General features: G+C 63.4%; 14 protein-coding genes. 11 read left to right on the top strand and 3 right to left on the bottom strand.

The genetic code is table 11. The annotated features are described in order from the left end of the window. Positions 1 to 18: 18 nt before the first annotated feature. The 9 genes from ACVWXD_RS09010 to ACVWXD_RS08970 all read left to right on the top strand — a co-directional run bounded on the left by ACVWXD_RS09010 (position 19) and on the right by ACVWXD_RS08970 (position 8,942). Positions 19 to 678, top strand: a complete 660-nt coding sequence (locus ACVWXD_RS09010) for a class II aldolase/adducin family protein (RefSeq protein WP_095184690.1) — start codon at positions 19 to 21, stop codon at positions 676 to 678. 326 nt (positions 679 to 1,004) lie between these two features. Next, positions 1,005 to 1,490, top strand: coding sequence for a transporter substrate-binding domain-containing protein (locus ACVWXD_RS09005; RefSeq protein ID WP_457370881.1), 486 nt, complete (start codon positions 1,005 to 1,007; stop codon positions 1,488 to 1,490). Positions 1,491 to 1,515: 25 nt separating this feature from the next. After that, entirely contained in the window at positions 1,516 to 1,797 is a 282-nt protein-coding gene (locus ACVWXD_RS09000) for a hypothetical protein (RefSeq protein WP_457370880.1), read from the top strand. Beyond that, on the top strand, positions 1,790 to 2,527 hold the full coding sequence (locus tag ACVWXD_RS08995) for an amino acid ABC transporter permease (RefSeq protein WP_203219272.1): 738 nt from the start codon (positions 1,790 to 1,792) through the stop codon (positions 2,525 to 2,527). The genes ACVWXD_RS09000 and ACVWXD_RS08995 overlap by 8 nt, the downstream gene beginning before the upstream one ends. Beyond that, on the top strand, positions 2,517 to 3,194 hold the full coding sequence (locus tag ACVWXD_RS08990; protein ID WP_181643501.1) for an amino acid ABC transporter permease: 678 nt from the start codon (positions 2,517 to 2,519) through the stop codon (positions 3,192 to 3,194). The genes ACVWXD_RS08995 and ACVWXD_RS08990 overlap by 11 nt, the downstream gene beginning before the upstream one ends. Beyond that, the gene (metC, locus tag ACVWXD_RS08985) at positions 3,191 to 4,405 is read left to right on the top strand and encodes a cystathionine beta-lyase (protein WP_241089473.1); all 1,215 of its coding nucleotides are present in this window, start codon (positions 3,191 to 3,193) and stop codon (positions 4,403 to 4,405) included. Before ACVWXD_RS08990 ends, metC begins: the two co-directional genes overlap by 4 nt. Then, the gene (locus tag ACVWXD_RS08980; protein WP_181643502.1) at positions 4,402 to 5,436 is read left to right on the top strand and encodes an ABC transporter substrate-binding protein; all 1,035 of its coding nucleotides are present in this window, start codon (positions 4,402 to 4,404) and stop codon (positions 5,434 to 5,436) included. The genes metC and ACVWXD_RS08980 overlap by 4 nt, the downstream gene beginning before the upstream one ends. A 21-nt stretch (positions 5,437 to 5,457) precedes the next feature. Further along, on the top strand, positions 5,458 to 7,746 hold the full coding sequence (locus tag ACVWXD_RS08975; RefSeq protein ID WP_457370879.1) for a TonB-dependent receptor: 2,289 nt from the start codon (positions 5,458 to 5,460) through the stop codon (positions 7,744 to 7,746). A 2-nt stretch (positions 7,747 to 7,748) separates the two neighbouring features. Next, the gene (locus ACVWXD_RS08970; RefSeq protein ID WP_457370878.1) at positions 7,749 to 8,942 is read left to right on the top strand and encodes a dipeptidase; all 1,194 of its coding nucleotides are present in this window, start codon (positions 7,749 to 7,751) and stop codon (positions 8,940 to 8,942) included. 7 nt (positions 8,943 to 8,949) lie between these two features. Here the strand turns inward: ACVWXD_RS08970 and ACVWXD_RS08965 are convergent, their stop codons facing one another. The 3 genes from ACVWXD_RS08965 to ACVWXD_RS08955 are packed head-to-tail and all read right to left on the bottom strand — an operon-like array spanning position 8,950 to position 14,617. Continuing rightward, entirely contained in the window at positions 8,950 to 10,335 is a 1,386-nt protein-coding gene (locus tag ACVWXD_RS08965) for an efflux transporter outer membrane subunit (RefSeq protein ID WP_457370877.1), read from the bottom strand. Beyond that, entirely contained in the window at positions 10,332 to 13,445 is a 3,114-nt protein-coding gene (locus ACVWXD_RS08960) for an efflux RND transporter permease subunit (protein ID WP_181643506.1), read from the bottom strand. Before ACVWXD_RS08960 ends, ACVWXD_RS08965 begins: the two co-directional genes overlap by 4 nt. A gap of 2 nt (positions 13,446 to 13,447) precedes the next feature. Beyond that, positions 13,448 to 14,617, bottom strand: coding sequence for an efflux RND transporter periplasmic adaptor subunit (locus ACVWXD_RS08955; protein ID WP_095184682.1), 1,170 nt, complete (start codon positions 14,615 to 14,617; stop codon positions 13,448 to 13,450). 147 nt (positions 14,618 to 14,764) lie between these two features. On the opposite strand from ACVWXD_RS08955, the gene baeS reads away from it, so the two are divergent. Next, a complete protein-coding gene (gene baeS / locus ACVWXD_RS08950) occupies positions 14,765 to 16,150 on the top strand; it encodes a sensor histidine kinase efflux regulator BaeS (RefSeq protein WP_122757519.1) in 1,386 nt (461 codons plus the stop codon). Positions 16,151 to 16,153: 3 nt separating this feature from the next. After that, positions 16,154 to 16,849 (top strand): response regulator, encoded by a 696-nt coding sequence (locus tag ACVWXD_RS08945; RefSeq protein WP_122765210.1) that lies wholly within the window; start codon positions 16,154 to 16,156, stop codon positions 16,847 to 16,849. The last annotated feature ends 112 nt before the right edge of the window (positions 16,850 to 16,961 follow it).

Below are 16,961 nucleotides of genomic sequence, written 5' to 3'. Positions count from 1 at the left end.
CCTCATTAAGGAGTTCCCATGAGCTTTGATCCTGTGCGTTTTACCCAAGAGTTCGAGCATGACTTTGCACTGGCCAAGCAGTTGCTGATCAAGCATCAGGTGCTGTCGGGCAATGAGGCGGGAAATATCAGCCTGCGTGTTCCCGGCGAAGAGCGGCTGGTGATTGCCTCGTTGAGCGGGGCTGACAGCGGTGTGGCGGCGATTGTGGATTTCGAGTTGCAGCGCAGCCAGGGCAGCCTGACTGACAACCTCAAAGAGGTGGCGGCACTGCATGTGGCGATTTATCGCGAGCGGGGCCAGGTGAATGCGGTGATTCATACGCACTCGCCGTATCTGACGGCGTTTGCGATTGCGGGCCGGCCGTTACGGGCCCATGCCTCTCAGTTGTTGGGGATTCTGGATGAGGACCAGGAGGTGCCACTGACGGCGTGGGGGCCGCGGTATGCGCCGGAGCCGGTGGTGGCGGCGTTGCGCGAGCATCCGCGGGCGCCGGCGGCGTTGCTGGCTAATCATGGTCCGTTTGCCTGGTCCGAGCGGGGGGTGTTGGCGGTTACGCGGTTGTTGATCAATTTGGAGGAGGCGGCGTATTTGACGTTTTTGGCGCAGCAGCTCGGTACTCCGCAGCCGTTTCCCAGTGGCGCGGCGCAGCGGTCGCGGTTGGGGTGGAGTGCGACATGAGCGGTGTTGCGACTGACACGGCACGGTCTGGATTTGGGAGGGGTGGTGCGACGATTCGACTGGCTTTCGGTCGTGGGTTATCGGTGTGCATATCCGTTGCTGCGGTAACGGCGGCTTTGGGTTCCGCTCTTACAGCGGCTCACTTTTGGAAGAGCCCAAAAGTAAGCAAAAGGCTCTCGCCCCACCACTCGGTGCCTCGCCTAGGCTCGGCATGCCCTCACTCCGGCCAGCGTGGTCGACGGGGCGCTGTAGATCAAAAGCCAGGTCAAAAGCCGGATCAAAAGCATCGCTTTGCGGGCTTCCGGCCGGGTGGGTTGGTTGCGGCGGTGCTTGCTTTCAGTGTGCTTTCGGCTCACGCCGAGGTTTTGCTCGAACGGGCTCAATCCCGTGGCACGCTCAATGTCTGCACCAGTGATGAGTTTCCTCCGTTCAAGATGCTGGATGCCCAGGGCAAGCCCAGTGGGTTGATCATGGATTTGATTGTTGATCTGCAGCAGCAGTTGTCTGCTCGGGTCGGTCAACCGTTGAAGTTGTCGTTGGTGCAGGTCAATCCGCTCAATCGTTTGTTGTTTCTCGATCAGGGACGTTGCGAGGTGTTGGTGACGTCCTTGTTGGACACGCCAGCCCGGCGTCGGGAAGTGGATTTTGCCAGTCCGGGGTTTTATAGCTCGGCGGCCACGGTGTTTGCGCCGAAAAGTACGGCGGTGCCCGATTGGGAAAGTCTGCGCGGCAAGACGCTCTGCGCGCCGGCCACAAGTGTGTGGGTGCGGCCATTCGAAAGCCGCTACGGCGTGCAGTTCGCGTCGTTTTAACGGCACCGCCGAGGTGCGCAAGGCGGTGGCTGACAGTCGCTGCCTGGGGGCGATGGGGGATGATGCGTTGTACAGCGCCCTCGCCCGTCAACCTGAGTGGGCCGACTACGAGGTCAAGCTGCCGGGGCAGGCACCGGCGCCGTGGGGGATTGCCCTGCGCAAGGGCCAGCCGGAGTTGTTGGCGGCGGTGTCGAACATTGTCGAAGGCTGGCATGCCAAGGGTCTGATCATCGCCTTGGAGCAGCGTTACGGTCTGGCGCCGAATGCCTGGGTCGCGCAGCAGCATGCGCAGGCACGCCATGAGTGAGGTCAACCTGCGCCTGTGGCTGGAACAGCATGGCCTGTCGCTGAGCATCGTCTGGGACCCGATGGACCGTCAGCGTTTTCTGCTGGGCCTGGGCCTGACCTTGCTGTTGTCACTGGCAAGTATCGCGCTGTCGCTGTTGATCGGTGTCGTCGGCGCCGCCGGCCTGGGTTCGCGTCAAGGTCTGTGGCGCGGGATCAGCGGCGCGTACGTGGCGTTGTTTCGCAACACGCCGCTGTTGGTGCAGTTGTTCTTTTTCTACTTCGGCGTCGGTGCGTTACTGCCGCTGGTGGACGGGGTGCGCCTGCTCAACGGCACGCAGTGGGCGATCATTGTGATCGCCCTGCACAGCGGCGCGTTCCAGGCAGTGAACCTGCGCGCCGGGATTGATGGGGTGCCACGCGCCACGCTCCAGGCGGCCGCCGCCCTGGGTATGCAGGAGCGCACCGTGCTGCGCCATATCGTGCTGCCGCTGGCGCTGCGCAATAGCCTGCCGGCGATGGGCAATACGGTGGTGCAGACCATCAAGTCCACCTCCATCGCCTACGCGATCGCGGTGCCGGAGTTGCTCTATGCGAGCAACCGAATCTGGTCGGATAACTTCAACGTCGCCGAGATGATGCAAGTGCTGTTGCTGGTCTGGCTGTTGTTGATCGGCCTCAGCAGTTGGCTGTTGCGCCGCCTGGAGTATCACCTGCGCCTGCCGGGCCAGGAGTTGCCGAATGCTGTCTGAACCTTCGCCACTGATGCTGCTGTGGCAGTGGGCCCCGGCGCTGCTGCAAGGCTTTGGCCTGAATATCCTGATGGGCGTCACCGCCATGTTGGTGGCGACGGTCTTCGGCGTCCTGCTTGGCAGCCTGCAAGTCAGTGCTCGCCCGGCTCTGCGCCGTGGTGCCGGACATCTGAGCCGTTTGCTGCGCAACCTGCCCTGGCTGGTGGTGATGTTTTACGTGGCCTACTTGCTGCCTTACGAAGTGCAGTGGGCCGGGCGCTGGTGGCAGTTGCCGGACTGGCTGAAAGTCGCGCTGGGCCTGGCGTTGCCCGCCATCGGCTACGTCTCGGAGATTGTGCGCGGAGGCGTGTACGCGGTGCCGTCGGGCCAGTGGGAGGCCGCCCAGGCCTTGGGGCTGCGCCACGGCCAGGCCCTGCGCTACGTGATCATTCCGCAGACCCTGCCAAGCCTGGTAGCGCCGTGGATGAACCTGTATTGCGCGGTGACCATGTCCACTTCCCTGGCCAATCTGCTGGGGGTGGAAGAGCTGATGACCACCCTGCAATCGCACCTCTCCAGCCAATTGCGCAGCGACCTGCTGCTGCCCGCCTATGGCGTGGTGTTTATCGCGTTCTTTCTCTACATCTATCCCCTTTCACGCTGGGCCAAACGGCTGGAACGCCGATGAGCCTTTCGACGAGTACCACGACCATGCGCGACGACACCCTGTTGACCCACCTCGGCCGTGATCCGGCCAACCATGCCGGTACCGTCAACACCCCGGTGTATCGCAGCTCGACCTTTATCTGGCCCGACACCAGCACCCTGACAAACCACCTCCAGCAGGCCGATGACCCGCACTACCGCGGGCATATCTATGGACGTAACGGCAACCCCACCACCGCCGCGTTCGAAGACGCCGTGGCCGAATTGGAGGGAGGCTTTCGAGGGCTGATCATGCCCAGCGGCCTGGCGGCGATTGTCGGTGCGGTGTTGGCCGTGGCGCGGGCCGGCGACCATATTCTGGTCACCGACAACTGCTACTGGCATGCGCGCCAGGTGTTCGACCAAATCCTGCCGCGCTATGGCATCCAGGCCAGCTATTTCGCGCCGATGCTCGGCGCGGATATCGCCGGCTTGCTGCGCCCGAATACACGCCTGGTGTATGCCGAAGCGCCCGGTTCAAGTACGTTCGAAGTGCAGGATATTCCCGCCCTCGCCCACGCGGCCCACGCCCATGGCGCGCTGCTGATGCTCGATAACACCTGGGCCACGCCGCTGTTTTTCAAGGCGTTTGAACACGGCGTGGATATCTCGATCCATGCCGCCACCAAGTACCTGGTGGGCCACAGCGACGCGATGCTCGGCGTGATCGTCACCACGCAAGCGCTTTACCCCGGCGTGCGCGAAACCGTGCGTCAGCTGGGCTATATCGCCAGTGCCGACGACGCCTACCTGGGCCTGCGTGGCCTTCGCACCCTCGGCGTGCGCCTGCGCCAGCACGAGCGCTCGGCACTGACCGTTGCGCAGTGGTTGCTACAGCGTCCGCAAGTCGCCCAAGTGCTGCATCCGGCCTTACCGGGCGCGACGGGACACGACGTGTTCAAACGCGACTTTCTCGGTTCCACCGGCCTGTTCGGCGTGGTGCTCAAACCCATCTCAGAACCGCAAACCAAAAGCTTTCTGGAAAGCCTTCGGCTGTTCGCCATGGGCGCCAGTTGGGGCGGTTTCGAAAGCCTGATCCGCCAGCAGCAACGCCACCCTTCGGCCCAGATTGAACCCGGCGTGTTGCTGCGCCTGCACGTGGGCCTTGAAGCCGTCGAAGACCTGATCGCCGACCTGCAACAAGGCCTTGAACGCCTGACTGTCACCCCACCTGCCCCAAGGAGTCTGCCATGAGCCAAACACTGCCCACCCACTACAGCATTTGCCCGCTGCTGGTCGCGTCCAACATCGCCGTGGAACTCGGCTGGCTGGATGAGGAATACCAGCGCGTCGGTGCCGAAGCGATCTACCTGCGCTCGCTGCCCGATAACCAGGGTTGGCTGCCGCACTTCACCCATGGCGAGTCGCGGTTGATTCGTGACGGCGGCGCCGTGCCCGCCCTGTGGGCCCGTGCGGACCAGGCCGACACGCTGCTGGTGGCCACCACCGCGAGCCAATGCGCCGGGCAGATTCTGGTACGCGCCGACGGGCGTATCCGCCAGGTCGCGGACCTATTCGGCAAACGCATCGGCGTCCCGGTCAGCCGTAACAAGGCGCGGGTGGATGTGCTCAAGGCGCTCGCCGAGCATGGCCTGTTCAATGCGCTGCAACTGGCCGGACTGGAGCCGTCTCAAGTGCGGCTGATCGAGCTGGAGGACGAAGGCGATCCCCACACTTTGCAGCCGGCCGCGCGGCCATCGGCGTTCTGGGCGCAATTGCACGGCCTGCACGGCAAGCCGGGCCAGGAAGTCCGTGCATTGGCTGAAGGCCGTGTGGAGGCGGTGCATATCGCCGCGGGGCACGTGCCGGCGTTGCTCGCCAGCGGTGAATTCACGGTGATCGAAGACCTGGAGCGCTACCCCGACTGGACCCTGAAAAACCACAACGGCCCCTACGCCACCACCGTCAACCGTGCCTTTGCCGAACAACACCCCCAGGTAGTCGTGGCGTTCCTGCGTGCGGCGATCCGCGCGGGGCGCTGGATCAACCAGCACCGCGAGGCCGCCGCTGAGTTGTTCACCCGCGTGACGTTCCTGCCGGATGCCGGGTTTATCCGCCAGGCCATCGCCGAGCTGGATTTTGTACCGCAACTGGGCCCGCAGAACCTCGCCGCGCTGGAGCTGAAAAAGGATTTCCTGGTGCAGCGCGGTTTCTTGCAGAACGACTTCAGCGTGCATGAGTGGGCCCGGCCCGACTTCCTCGCCCAGGCCCACGCCGGGCTCTAACATTCCAACCAAGGACGAACAATGATTGCTCAGTACCGTAAAACCCTGCTCGCCAGCCTGCTGCTGGCCGACTCCACGTGGGCCGCGCAATCCGCCAGCTCCACCGAACCGCAACTGAGCAAGGTCGAGGTGGTCGGCGCACGCGTCACCGAAGCCAGCGCCGCCATCGGCGAAGATAAGATCAGCAACACCCTGAGCATCTCGCACCAGGCGCTGCTGTCGGCGCCGGCGGGCACCTCGGGGCTGAAAATGCTCGAAGCGCTACCGGGCTTCAACGTGCAGGTCAACGATGCGCTGGGCTTGTATGAGTTCGGCAACTCGGTGTTCGTGCGGGCGTTCAATTTGCAGCAGATCGGTTTTTCCATCGACGGCGTGCCGTTGGGCCGTACCGACCAGTTTGGCGGCAGCCCGATCTATCGCTACGTCGACAACGAAAACACCGAACGGGTCACGGCCTCTACCGGGGCCGGGGATGTGTCGCAATCGGGCTATGCGTCACTGGGTCCGTATGTGGATTACCAGACCAGCAACCCCACGGTGAAGCCTGGCGTGAGCCTGTCCTATACCTTGGGCAGCGACAGTCTGCGGCGCAGTTTCGTCAAGTTGCAAAGCGGCGAATACCAAGGCCTGTCAGCGTATTTCAGCCGTTCAAAAATCGACGGCGACCTGTGGCGCGGCCCCGGTACCATCGATCGCGAACACTTGGAGGCCAAAGTGCGTTATCGCTTCGGTGATCGCGATGAAGTGTGGCTGCGCGCGGTGCACAACTCGTTCTACGACTATGACTCGCCCTACGTCAGCATCGCCCAGTACGACGGCAGCGCCAACGACCTCTTCGGGCGTTCGGGCCGTTACTTCGCCTACCTGGACAGCCTTCCCGATCTACCCGAAAGCGTGCCGGGTGTGCGCTACAGCAACACCGGCTACAACCAGTTCTACAAACAGGCGGTGAACCAGCGGCGCGACACCTTGTACAGCCTCGGCGGCCAGTTCGAGATCCGTCCGGACCTGCTCAACTACACCACCCTGTACTACGAAGCCAAGAAGGGCTTTGGCGTGTCGCCCGAGGCCTACGCCACCTCCCTGGCGCTGCACAATGCCGAAAGCAATGTGGACGGTCTGTTCACCCCCAAAGGCGTGCAATACGGGCTGTCGTCCCTGAGCGGGCACCGGTTCGGGGGGCGTACCGGGCTGCAATGGGAAGTGGGTCAACACCAGATCGACACCGGGCTGTGGGCCGAGACCGATGTGTTCAACCGCCAGCAAGGCCGCTACAACCTCACCGATGGCAGCCCGGCTGGCGAGCCGCTGTTCAATGAACCGGTGCACCTGCAAGGGGATTTCAGCTCCACGCGCAATTCGTTGCAGTACCACCTCAAGGACACCTGGACCCTGCTCGATGATCGCCTGCGCCTGCAATTCGGCTTCAAGAGCTTGAACCTTAAGTACCGCATCGAGGGCTATCGCAACGCCGGTGACTACATCAACAATCGCCAACCGCGCCTCAGTACCCAATGGAACGACGCCTTCCTGCCCCAGGCCGGGCTGGTCTACAACCTCACCGACGACACCCAAGTGTTCGCCTCTTACTCGGAAAACATGGCCCTGCCCCGTGGCGCCGACGACATTTTCCGCGCTGCCAGCCCCAGCGCACCGCCGCCGGATGCCGAACGGGCGAAGAACTACGAGGTGGGTTATCGCATCAACCGTCCGACCTTCAACGCCGCCTGGGCGCTGTACCGCACCGACTTCGACAACCGCCTGCAAGCCTTTGCCTCAGCGGTGCCCGGCAGCAGCCAGGTGGAAACCTACTACCAGAACGTCGGCAAGGTGCAGGCCTATGGCACGGAGCTGAGCGGTCAATGGAAACCACCGATCCTGGCCGACAAGGTAGTGCTCAACGGCAACCTGACCTACAACAAATCCACCTTCCAGAACGATGCCGCCGGCCTGTCGATCCGTGACAATGACGTGCCCGACAGCCCCCGCTGGCTGGCACAGGCTGGGGTTACTTACGAGCTGGCACCGTGGGCGTTACTTAACTTTTCGGCGCGCTACATCGGCGAGCGCTACAGCAACTTCACCAACAGTGAATCGGTGCCCGGTTACACCCTGTACAACGCCTACCTGGACTTGGGCGGCGAGCGCGTGCATTACGGCCCGCTGAAAAACGTCAAGTTGCGCTTTAACGTCGACAACCTGTTCGACAAGGACTACCTGGGCTACATCCTCACCAGCACCAGCGGCCCCGCCGTGTTCCGACCCGGTTCGCCGCGCACCTTCCAAAGCACCTTGAGCATGGAGTTTTGAACATGACCAAGCGCCTGCTGATCCTCGCCTTGTTGCCGTTTCTGGCCCACGCGCAAGTGAGTCCCACGACCCTCGCCCTGCACCAGCGCCTGCTGGTGCTGGACAGCCACCTCGACACACCGCTGACCCTGACCCGCCCCGGTTGGAACATCCTGGAGCGCCACGACTACGAACAGGACGGCAGCCAGGTCGACCTGCCGCGCATGCGCGAAGGCGGCCTGGATGGTGGTTTTTTTGCGGTCTACACCCCTCAGGGCCCACGCACCGAGGAAGGCCGCGCCTACGCCAGCGCGTATGGCCTGGCCACCCTCACGCGCATCCGCGACGTCATCGACCGCAACCCCGACAGCTTCGCCCTGGCCCTCACCGCCGACGACGCCCGACACATCGCCGCCCAAGGCAAGCGCGTGGTGTTTATCAGCATGGAAAATGCCGACCCGCTCAGCTCCGATCCCGAGTTGCTCAACACCTACTACCGCCAAGGCCTGCGCATGCTCGGCCTGGTGCATTTCATGAACAACGACCTGGCCGACTCGGCCACCGCCCTGCCGGAATGGAAAGGCCTGAGCCCCAAGGGCCGGGACCTGGTGCAGCGAGCCAACCGCCTGGGCATCCTGCTGGACGTGTCCCACGCCAGCGACGCGGTGTTCGACCAGATGCTGGCGTTGTCCAGCGCCCCACTGATCGCCTCCCACTCCAGCAGCCGCGCGGTCAACCCGCACCCGCGCAACCTCGACGACAACCGCGTGCGCCAACTGGCGGCCAAGGGCGGTGTCATCCAGGTCAACGCCTACAGCGACTACCTGATCCCCCTCACGCCCAACCCGGAACGCAACAAAGCCATGGCCGCCCTCGGTGCACGCTTTCACAACCTTGCCGCCCTGAGTCCAGAACAGATCAAGGCGCTCTACCAAGAACGCGACACCCTCAACCAACGCTTCGCCCAACCCAAGGCGAGCTTCGATGTGTTCATGAAGCACCTGCTGCATTTGCTCGAAGTGGCCGGCCCCGATCACGTCGGCATAGGCGCCGACTGGGATGGCGGCGGTGGCGTGACCGGGCTGGAAGATGTCAGCCAGTTGCCGGTGATTACCCAGCGGTTGTTGGATGCCGGGTATAGCGAGGCGCAGATCGCGAATATCTGGAGTGGGAATTTGTTGCGGGTGTTGCAGGCGGCGCAATCCGCCGCCCTGTAGCCTTAACCTACTGCCACCCTCCCCCCATCACCTTATACAAACTCACCCGATTACTCTGCTCCGCCAGGCGCAGGGTGATCAGGTCCTGCTGGGCGCTGTACAGCGAGCGCTGGGAGTCCAGGGCTTCGAGGTAGCTTTGCGAGCCGGCGCGGTAGAGCGCGTCGGACAGGTCGTAGCTCTTCTGGCTGGCATCGGTCAGCGCTTGCTGGGCGGTGAGGCGTTGGTCCAGGGTGCTGCGCACGGCCAGGGCATCGGCGACTTCCTTGAATGCGGTTTGCAGGGTTTGCTGGTAGGTCTGCACTTGGATCTCTTTCTCGACCTTGGCCGCATCCAGGGTCGCGCGGTTACTGCCGGCATCGAAGATCGGCACGCTGATGCTCGGGGCGAAGGTCCAGGCGCCGCTGCCGGCCTTGAACAGGCTGGACAGTGACGAACTGGCGGAGCCCGCATTCGCGGTGAGGCTGATGCTGGGGAAAAACGCCGCACGGGCCGCGCCAATGTCGATATTCGCGGACTTGAGGCTGTGCTCCGCCGCGAGTACATCGGGGCGTCGCTGCAACAGGCTCGATGGCAGCTCGGCCGGCACCTGCACCAACGCCGCCGCCGATTGCAGATGGGTGTCGGGCAGCAGGGCGTCGGGAATGTCGCTGCCAACCAGCAAGCGCAAGGCGTTGCGATCCTGGAGAATCTGGCTCTGATACTCGGCCACATCGACCCGCGCTGACTCGACGGTGGTTTGCGCCTGGGCCACAGCCAACGCCGTGGAACCACCCAGGGCGTGGCTGCGCTGGGTCAGTTCGTAGGTGGATTGCTGACTGGCCAGGGTCTCCTCGGCCAGTTGCAGGTGCTCGTTGTCGGCGGCCAGGGTCAGCCAGGCGGTGGCCACTTCGGCCACCAGGCTGATTTGCGTGCTGCGCCGGGTTTCGGTCAGCGCCAGGTAGTCTTCCAGCGCTTCGTCCTGCAGGTTCTGCACGCGGCCGAACACGTCGACTTCATAGCTGCTCAGCCCCAGTTGGGCACTGTAGTCGTGGCTGGTGACGGCCGTGCCGCTGCTGGACAGCGAACCCGGCGTGCGGCTGTGAGTACCGCTGACGCTGGCGTCGATGGTCGGGAGCGCCGCGGCGCGCTGGATGCGGTATTGCGCCTGGGCCTTCTCGATATTCAGGCTGGCCAGGCGCAGGTCGCGGTTATTGGCCAGCGCCAGGGTTTGCAGGTGTGCCAGGCGGCGGTCGGTAAAGAACTGCTGCCACTGGATGTCAGCCGGCACCTCACCCTGCACACCCGCTTGCCATTCGCCAGGCACCGGGGCTTCAGGCTGTTGATACTGCGGCGCCAGGTTGATGCAGCCGCTCAGGACCAAGGCGGCCACTAACGGACAGAGAAAGCGGATCATGCGTCACCTTTTTCGACAGTGGGCGTCGTGCTGACACGGCCAAAGCGGCGGCGGATCAACACAAAAAACAGCGGTACAAAGAAGATCCCCAGCACCGTGGCGCTGAACATGCCGCCCAGCACACCGGTACCGATGGCGCGACGCCCGGCGGAACCTGCGCCACTGCTCACGGCCAGGGGCAGCACGCCGAACATGAAGGCCAGCGAGGTCATCAGGATCGGCCGCAAGCGCTGGCGCACGGCAATCAGCGTCGCCTCGCGAAGGCTGTTGCCCTGCTCTTGCAGGTGCTTGGCAAATTCGACGATCAGGATCGCGTTTTTCGCCGCCAGCCCAACGGTGGTCAGCAGGCCGACCTGGAAGTACACGTCATTGCTCAACCCGGTCAATCGCGTGGCCAACACCGCGCCAACGATGCCCAGCGGCACCACCAGAATCACCGAGAACGGCACCGACCAGCTCTCGTACAGTGCGGCCAGGCACAGGAACACAAACAGGATGGACACCGCATACAGCAACGGCGCCTGGGATCCGGAAAGACGCAGTTGGTAGGACTGGCCGGTCCACTCGTAGCCGATGCCATCGGGCAGTTGCCGAGCAATCGCTTCCACCGCGTCCATCGCAGCGCCGGAGCTCACGCCGGGCGCCGGGTCGCCTACCACTTCCAGGGAGGATGTGCCGTTGTAGCGCTCCAGCAAAGGCGAGCCATAGCTCCAGGCACTGCTGGCAAATGACGAAAACGGCACCATTTCACCGTTGCTGTTGCGCACGAACCAGTGATCCAGATCCGCCGCTTGCATGCGGGTGCTGGCGTCGCCCTGCACGTAGACCTTCTTCACGCGGCCCTGGTTGAGGAAGTCGTTCACATACGTGCCGCCCAACGCCGTGGACAAGGTGCTGTTGATGTCGCTGGTGCTCAGGCTCAAGGCCCCCGCCTTGCGGTCATCGATGCTGATTTTGAGTTGCGGTGCGTCGTCCAGGCCATTGCTGCGTACGCCCAGCAGGCGCGGGTCTTGCCTGGCCAGCGCAATAAACTGCTCGCGCGCCGCCACCAACGCATCGTGGCCAAGACCGGCGAGGTCCTTGAGCTGCAAATCAAACCCTGAACTCTGGCCCAGGCCGCGCACGGCGGGCGGTTGCATCACGAACACATCGGCATCGCCAATGCTTGCCAGTGCCAACGTGGCGCGTTGGGCAATCGTAGCGGCATCGTCTGAGCGCTCACTCCAGTCCTTCAAGCGAATAAACGCGCGCGCGGTGTTCTGGCTGTTGCCGCCCATGCCCAGCCCGCTGATGCTGATCATCGCCTCGACTTCCGGCTGCTTGAGCATGTACTGCTCGAACTGGTGCAACACCGCCTGGGTACGGCTGTCGGTGGCCCCCACCGGCAGCTGGATTTGCGCCATGAGAATGCCCTGATCCTCATCCGGCAGGAACGAGGTAGGCAAGCTGGCGTAACCCGCCGCCATGGCTGCAGCGATCAGCGCGTACACCACCAGGCTGCGGCGTGAGCGTTGCAGGACACCGCCAACCAACGTTTCATACGCGCGGGAGCAACGATCAAAGGAACGATTGAACCAGCCGAAAAAGCCCCGTTGAACGGCGTGCCCTGGCTTGAGCAGCGTGGCGCACAGTGCTGGCGTGAGGGTCATCGCGACCACCACCGAAAGCACCATGGCCGAGACGATGGTCACCGAAAACTGCCGATAGATAATCCCGGTGGAGCCCCCAAAAAACGCCATGGGAATAAACACCGCACTCAACACCAGGGCGATGCCGACCAGCGCGCTGGTGATTTCATCCATCGACTGCCGCGTGGCCGCCAGGGCCGACAAGCCCTGCTCGGCCATCACCCGTTCGACGTTTTCCACCACCACAATCGCATCGTCGACCAGCAACCCAATGGCCAGGACCATGGCAAACATGGTCAGGGTATTGATCGAGTACCCGAACAACGCCAACACGCCAAACGTGCCCAACAGAACCACCGGCACCGTGATCGCCGGGATCAGCGTAGCGCGCAGGTTTTGCAGGAACAGGAACATGATCAGCACCACCAGCACGATGGCCTCGCCCAGGGACTTGACCACTTCCTCGATGGACAGGCTCACAAAGGGCGTGGTGTCGTAGGCGATCACGTTCTTCAATTGCATTTCAGTGGGGTAAAACGGCGCCAGCTCCTTGAGCTTGGCCTTGACCGCCTCGCCCACGTCCAGCGCATTGGCGCCCGCCGCCAGTTGCACGCCCATGGCGGCGGCCGGCTTGCCGTTGAGGGCCGAGTTGATGTCATAACTCTCGCTGCCCAACTCCACGGTCGCCACGTCGCCGAGCAGCACTACCGCGCCGTCGCTGCTGGACTTGATCACCACGTTGCGGAACGCTTCGGCCGTTTGCAGCTTGCTGCGCGCGCTGATGGTGGCATTGAGTTGCTGCCCCTTCACCGCCGGCAATGCGCCGAGTTGGCCGGCTGACACTTCGGTGTTTTGCGCCTCCAGCGCAGAGCTCACATCCGACGGCATCAGCGCGTATTTTTCCAGTAGCGCCGGGTCCAGCCAGATGCGCATGGCGTAGCCAGAACCGAGGGTCTGTACGTCGCCCACGCCGTCGATACGGCTGATGGAATCGAGCAAGGTGCTGGAGATGTAGTCACCAATCTGGGTCCCGGTGACGCTGGGATTATCCGAGGCCAGGGCGGCAATCATCAAAAAGTCCGAACCGCCCTTGGTCACGGTCAAGCCTTCGCTCTGCACCGACTGCGGCAAGCGCGATTCGGCCTGTTGCAGCTTGTTCTGCACCTGCATCTGCGCCACATCCGGGTCGGTGCCGGCGCCAAAGGTCAGGCTGATACTGGCGCTGCCCGCCGAACTGCTGGAGGCGGACATGTAGGTCAGGTTGTCCAGGCCTTTCATTTGCTGCTCGATGACCTGGGTCACCGAGTCTTCGACGGTCTTGGCCGACGCGCCGGTGTAGGTGGCGGAAATACGCACGGTGGGCGGCGCGATGTCCGGGTACTGCTCCAGCGGCAACTGGCTGATGGATAACGCACCGCCGAGCATGATGACGATGGCGATGACCCAGGCGAAAATCGGTCGATCAATAAAGAAACGCGCCATGTTCAACCCTCCTGCGCCAGGGCGCCGGCATCTGCGGCCTGGGTCTGGACCACGGCGCCGATGCGGACTTTTTGCCCACCCTCGACGATCACCTGGTCACCGGCCTTCAAACCGGCGGTCACCCACCACTGGTTGCCCACGGCGCGGTCAACGGTGAGCACGCGTTGCTCGACCTTGCCGTCAACCACCAGCAACACCGAGGTCACGCCGCTGGCGCTGCGGCTCACGGCTTTTTGCGGAATCAGGATCGCCTGGTCATCGCGGGCCTGCTCCAACACGCCGCGCACGTACATGCCGGGCATCAGCAAATGCTCCGGGTTGTCGAATACCGCGCGCAAGGTCACGGTGCCGGTGCCCTGGTTGACGCTGACCCCGCTGAACTTGAGGCGGCCGTCGTGGTTGTAGGCGCTGCCGTCATCCAGCTTGAGGCTGATGCGGGCCTCGCCGTCACCGTTGGCCTGCAACACGCCACTAGCCAGGTCGCGCTTGAGGGCCAGCAATTCGGTGGTGGACTGGGTCACATCCACATAGATCGGGTCGAGTTGCTGCACGGTCGTGAGTGCGGTGTCCTGGTTGGCCACCACCAGCGCACCGGGTGTCACGGTAGACGTTTCGATGCGCCCCGCGACCGGCGACGTGATGCGGGTATAGGCCAAGTTGATGCGGGCGGTGTCGAGGTCGGCCTGGGCCACCTGCACGTCAGCGGCGGCGGTCAGCAGGGTGGCCTGTGAGTCCTCGTTGGTTTGCTGGCTGATGGCGTCGATCTTCACCAACTGGGCGTTACGCGCGGCGGTGGTCTGTGCCGACTTCAACGTGGCGCGCGCCTTGGCCAGGCTCGCCTGGGCCTCAGCCAGCGCCGCCTTGTACGGTGCCGCATCCAGTTGGTACAGCGCCTGCCCGGCTTTCACCTCGGCGCCTTCGACAAACAGGCGCTGTTGCACGATCCCGCCGACCTGCGGGCGAATCTCGGCGACCATAAAGGCCTGGGTACGCCCGGCCAGTTCAGTGGTCCGCACCTGGCTCTTGGGTTCAACGGTGATCACCGAGACTTTGGGGGCAGCGACTTCGGGCGCGGGGTCGCCAGCCGAGCAGCCGCCGAGCAGCACCAGAATGATGAGGGACAGGAGAACCGCGGCGGTTACCAGGTATTTGGCGAAGAATTTGGTCGACATAGTTGCCTCTGCAAGACGGGGTGGTGCAAGCCTTACCCTCATGCTGCAAGGCAAATGTGCAGGAAAATTGAAGATTGCCGACCTGGGTTGAATCTTTCGTCCGTGGGGGCCTAAATGGACGCGTCCCTTTTGTTACGGCCCCCATTCATGAAGTTGAGTATCTCCACCAAGTTGTTTGTCGCGGTGCTGGCCGGTGTGTTGCTGGTCATCCTGAGCATGGGCCTGGCCACCAGTTGGAGTTTTGGTCGGGGGTTCCTGGGCTTTATCAATGAGCAGGCAATGGAGCGCATGGCCCAGGTGGTGCCGCGCCTGGCCACGGCTTACCAACGTGAGGGCAATTGGGACTTTCTGCGCAATCGGCCGGATCGCTGGTTTGACGTCATGCGGCCCGACCCGGATGCCGCGCGTGCGACGGATGATTTGCGCCCGCCGCTGGCCTCGGACTTGACCGGTGCACTGTTTCGCATCGCCCTCCTCGATAAAGACAAGAAACGCGTCACCGGTTACCCGGCCATTGGCGAAGATGCGCTGGTACAGCCCGTGGTGGTGAACAGTGAAACCGTCGGCTGGCTGGCCGTCACGCCATTCCAGAGCGTGACCGAAGCCGGCGGCGAACGCTTCCAGCAGTACCAACTGCGCACCAGCCTGGTGATGGGCGTGTTCTCGTTGCTGCTGGCGATGCTGATAGCCTGGTGGATCGCCCGCACACTGCTGGAGCCGGTCAAGCGCGTGGCCGCCGCCACCCACCGTCTGGCCAGCGGCGATTACGGCAGTCGCGTAGCCGTGGCCTCCGACGACGAAGTCGGCCAACTGTCCCGCGACTTCAACCAATTGGCCTACACCTTGGAGCGCAACGAGAAAATGCGCCGAGAATTTATGGCCGATGTCTCCCATGAACTGCGCACCCCGCTGTCGGTACTGCGTGGAGAACTGGAGGCGATCGAGGACGGTGTGCGCAGCCTTGACCAAAGCTCAATGAAGTCGCTGCAAGGCGAAGTCAGCATGCTCAGCAAGCTGGTGGATGACCTGTATGAACTGTCGCTGGCGGACGTAGGCGCCCTGACCTACCGCAAGGCCCCATGCCTGCTGAACGACCTGCTCGAAAACAGCCTGGCGATGTACCGGGACCGCTTCACCGCCCGCCAGTTGCAGATCGACCTGGAGTTGCCGCGCCAGCCCGTGGAGTTGCTGGCGGATGCCAGTCGCTTGCAGCAATTGTTTTCCAACCTGCTGGAAAATGCCGTGCGCTACACCGACGTCAACGGCACGTTGCGCATCAGTGTCGGTGTCGACCGCGACACGGTGCGTATCGACTTTCTCGACTCCGGGCCGGGCGTGTCCGCAGACCAGTTGCCGCGCTTGTTCGAGCGGTTCTACCGCGGCGAGTCATCGCGCAACCGTGAGCATGGCGGCGCTGGCCTGGGCCTGGCAATCTGCCGCAGCATCGCCAACGCCCACGATGGCAGCCTGGTTGCCGACCACTCGCCCTATGGCGGCCTGTGGCTGATCCTGCGCCTGCCCCGGAGCCTGTGAACCATGAACGATGAACAGCCGATCCTGATCGTCGAAGACGAACCCAAACTCGCCGCCCTGATGCGGGACTACCTCGAGGCGGCCGGCTACACCACGCTGTGCCTGGACAATGGCCTGCACGTGGTGCCCGCCGTGCGCGCCCACGAACCTAAATTAGTCCTGCTCGACCTGATGCTGCCCGGCCGTGACGGCATGCAGCTGTGCCAGGACCTGCGTGGTTTCAGCGCGGTGCCGATCATCATGATCACCGCCCGCGTCGAAGAAGTGGACCGCCTGCTCGGCCTGGAACTGGGCGCCGACGATTACATCTGCAAGCCCTTCAGCCCCCGTGAAGTGGTGGCCCGGGTCAAGGCCATCCTGCGCCGCAGCCCGCAGTTACTGGACACCAGCGCGCCACGCCTGCTGATCGACGAGGCTCGCTACCAGGCCTCGCTGGACGGCATCACGCTGGACCTCACGCCCCTTGAATTGCGCCTGCTCAACACCTTCGCCCGCGCCGCCGGCCGCGTATTTTCCCGCGACCAATTGTTGGATCACATCTATTCCGACCACCGCGTGGTGACCGACCGCACGGTGGACAGCCATATCCGCAACCTGCGGCGAAAGCTGGAACAGGTGTGCCCTGGGGAAACGCCGATTGAGTCGTTGTATGGGGTGGGGTATCGGTTTCAGTTGGCTGAAAAGCGGCCACATGCCTGAAAACACTGCGGGTTCAAATGTGGGAGGGGCGGTGCGACGATTCGACTTGCCCCCGATAGCGGTGTGTCAGTCACTGATTTAATAACTGACCCACTGCTATCGGGGGTCGGGG

It is taken from the genome of Pseudomonas sp. TE3911 (assembly GCF_054062775.1).
Note: the sequence above shows the minus strand (reverse complement) of the source record. Positions and strands in the feature narration are given on the sequence as shown.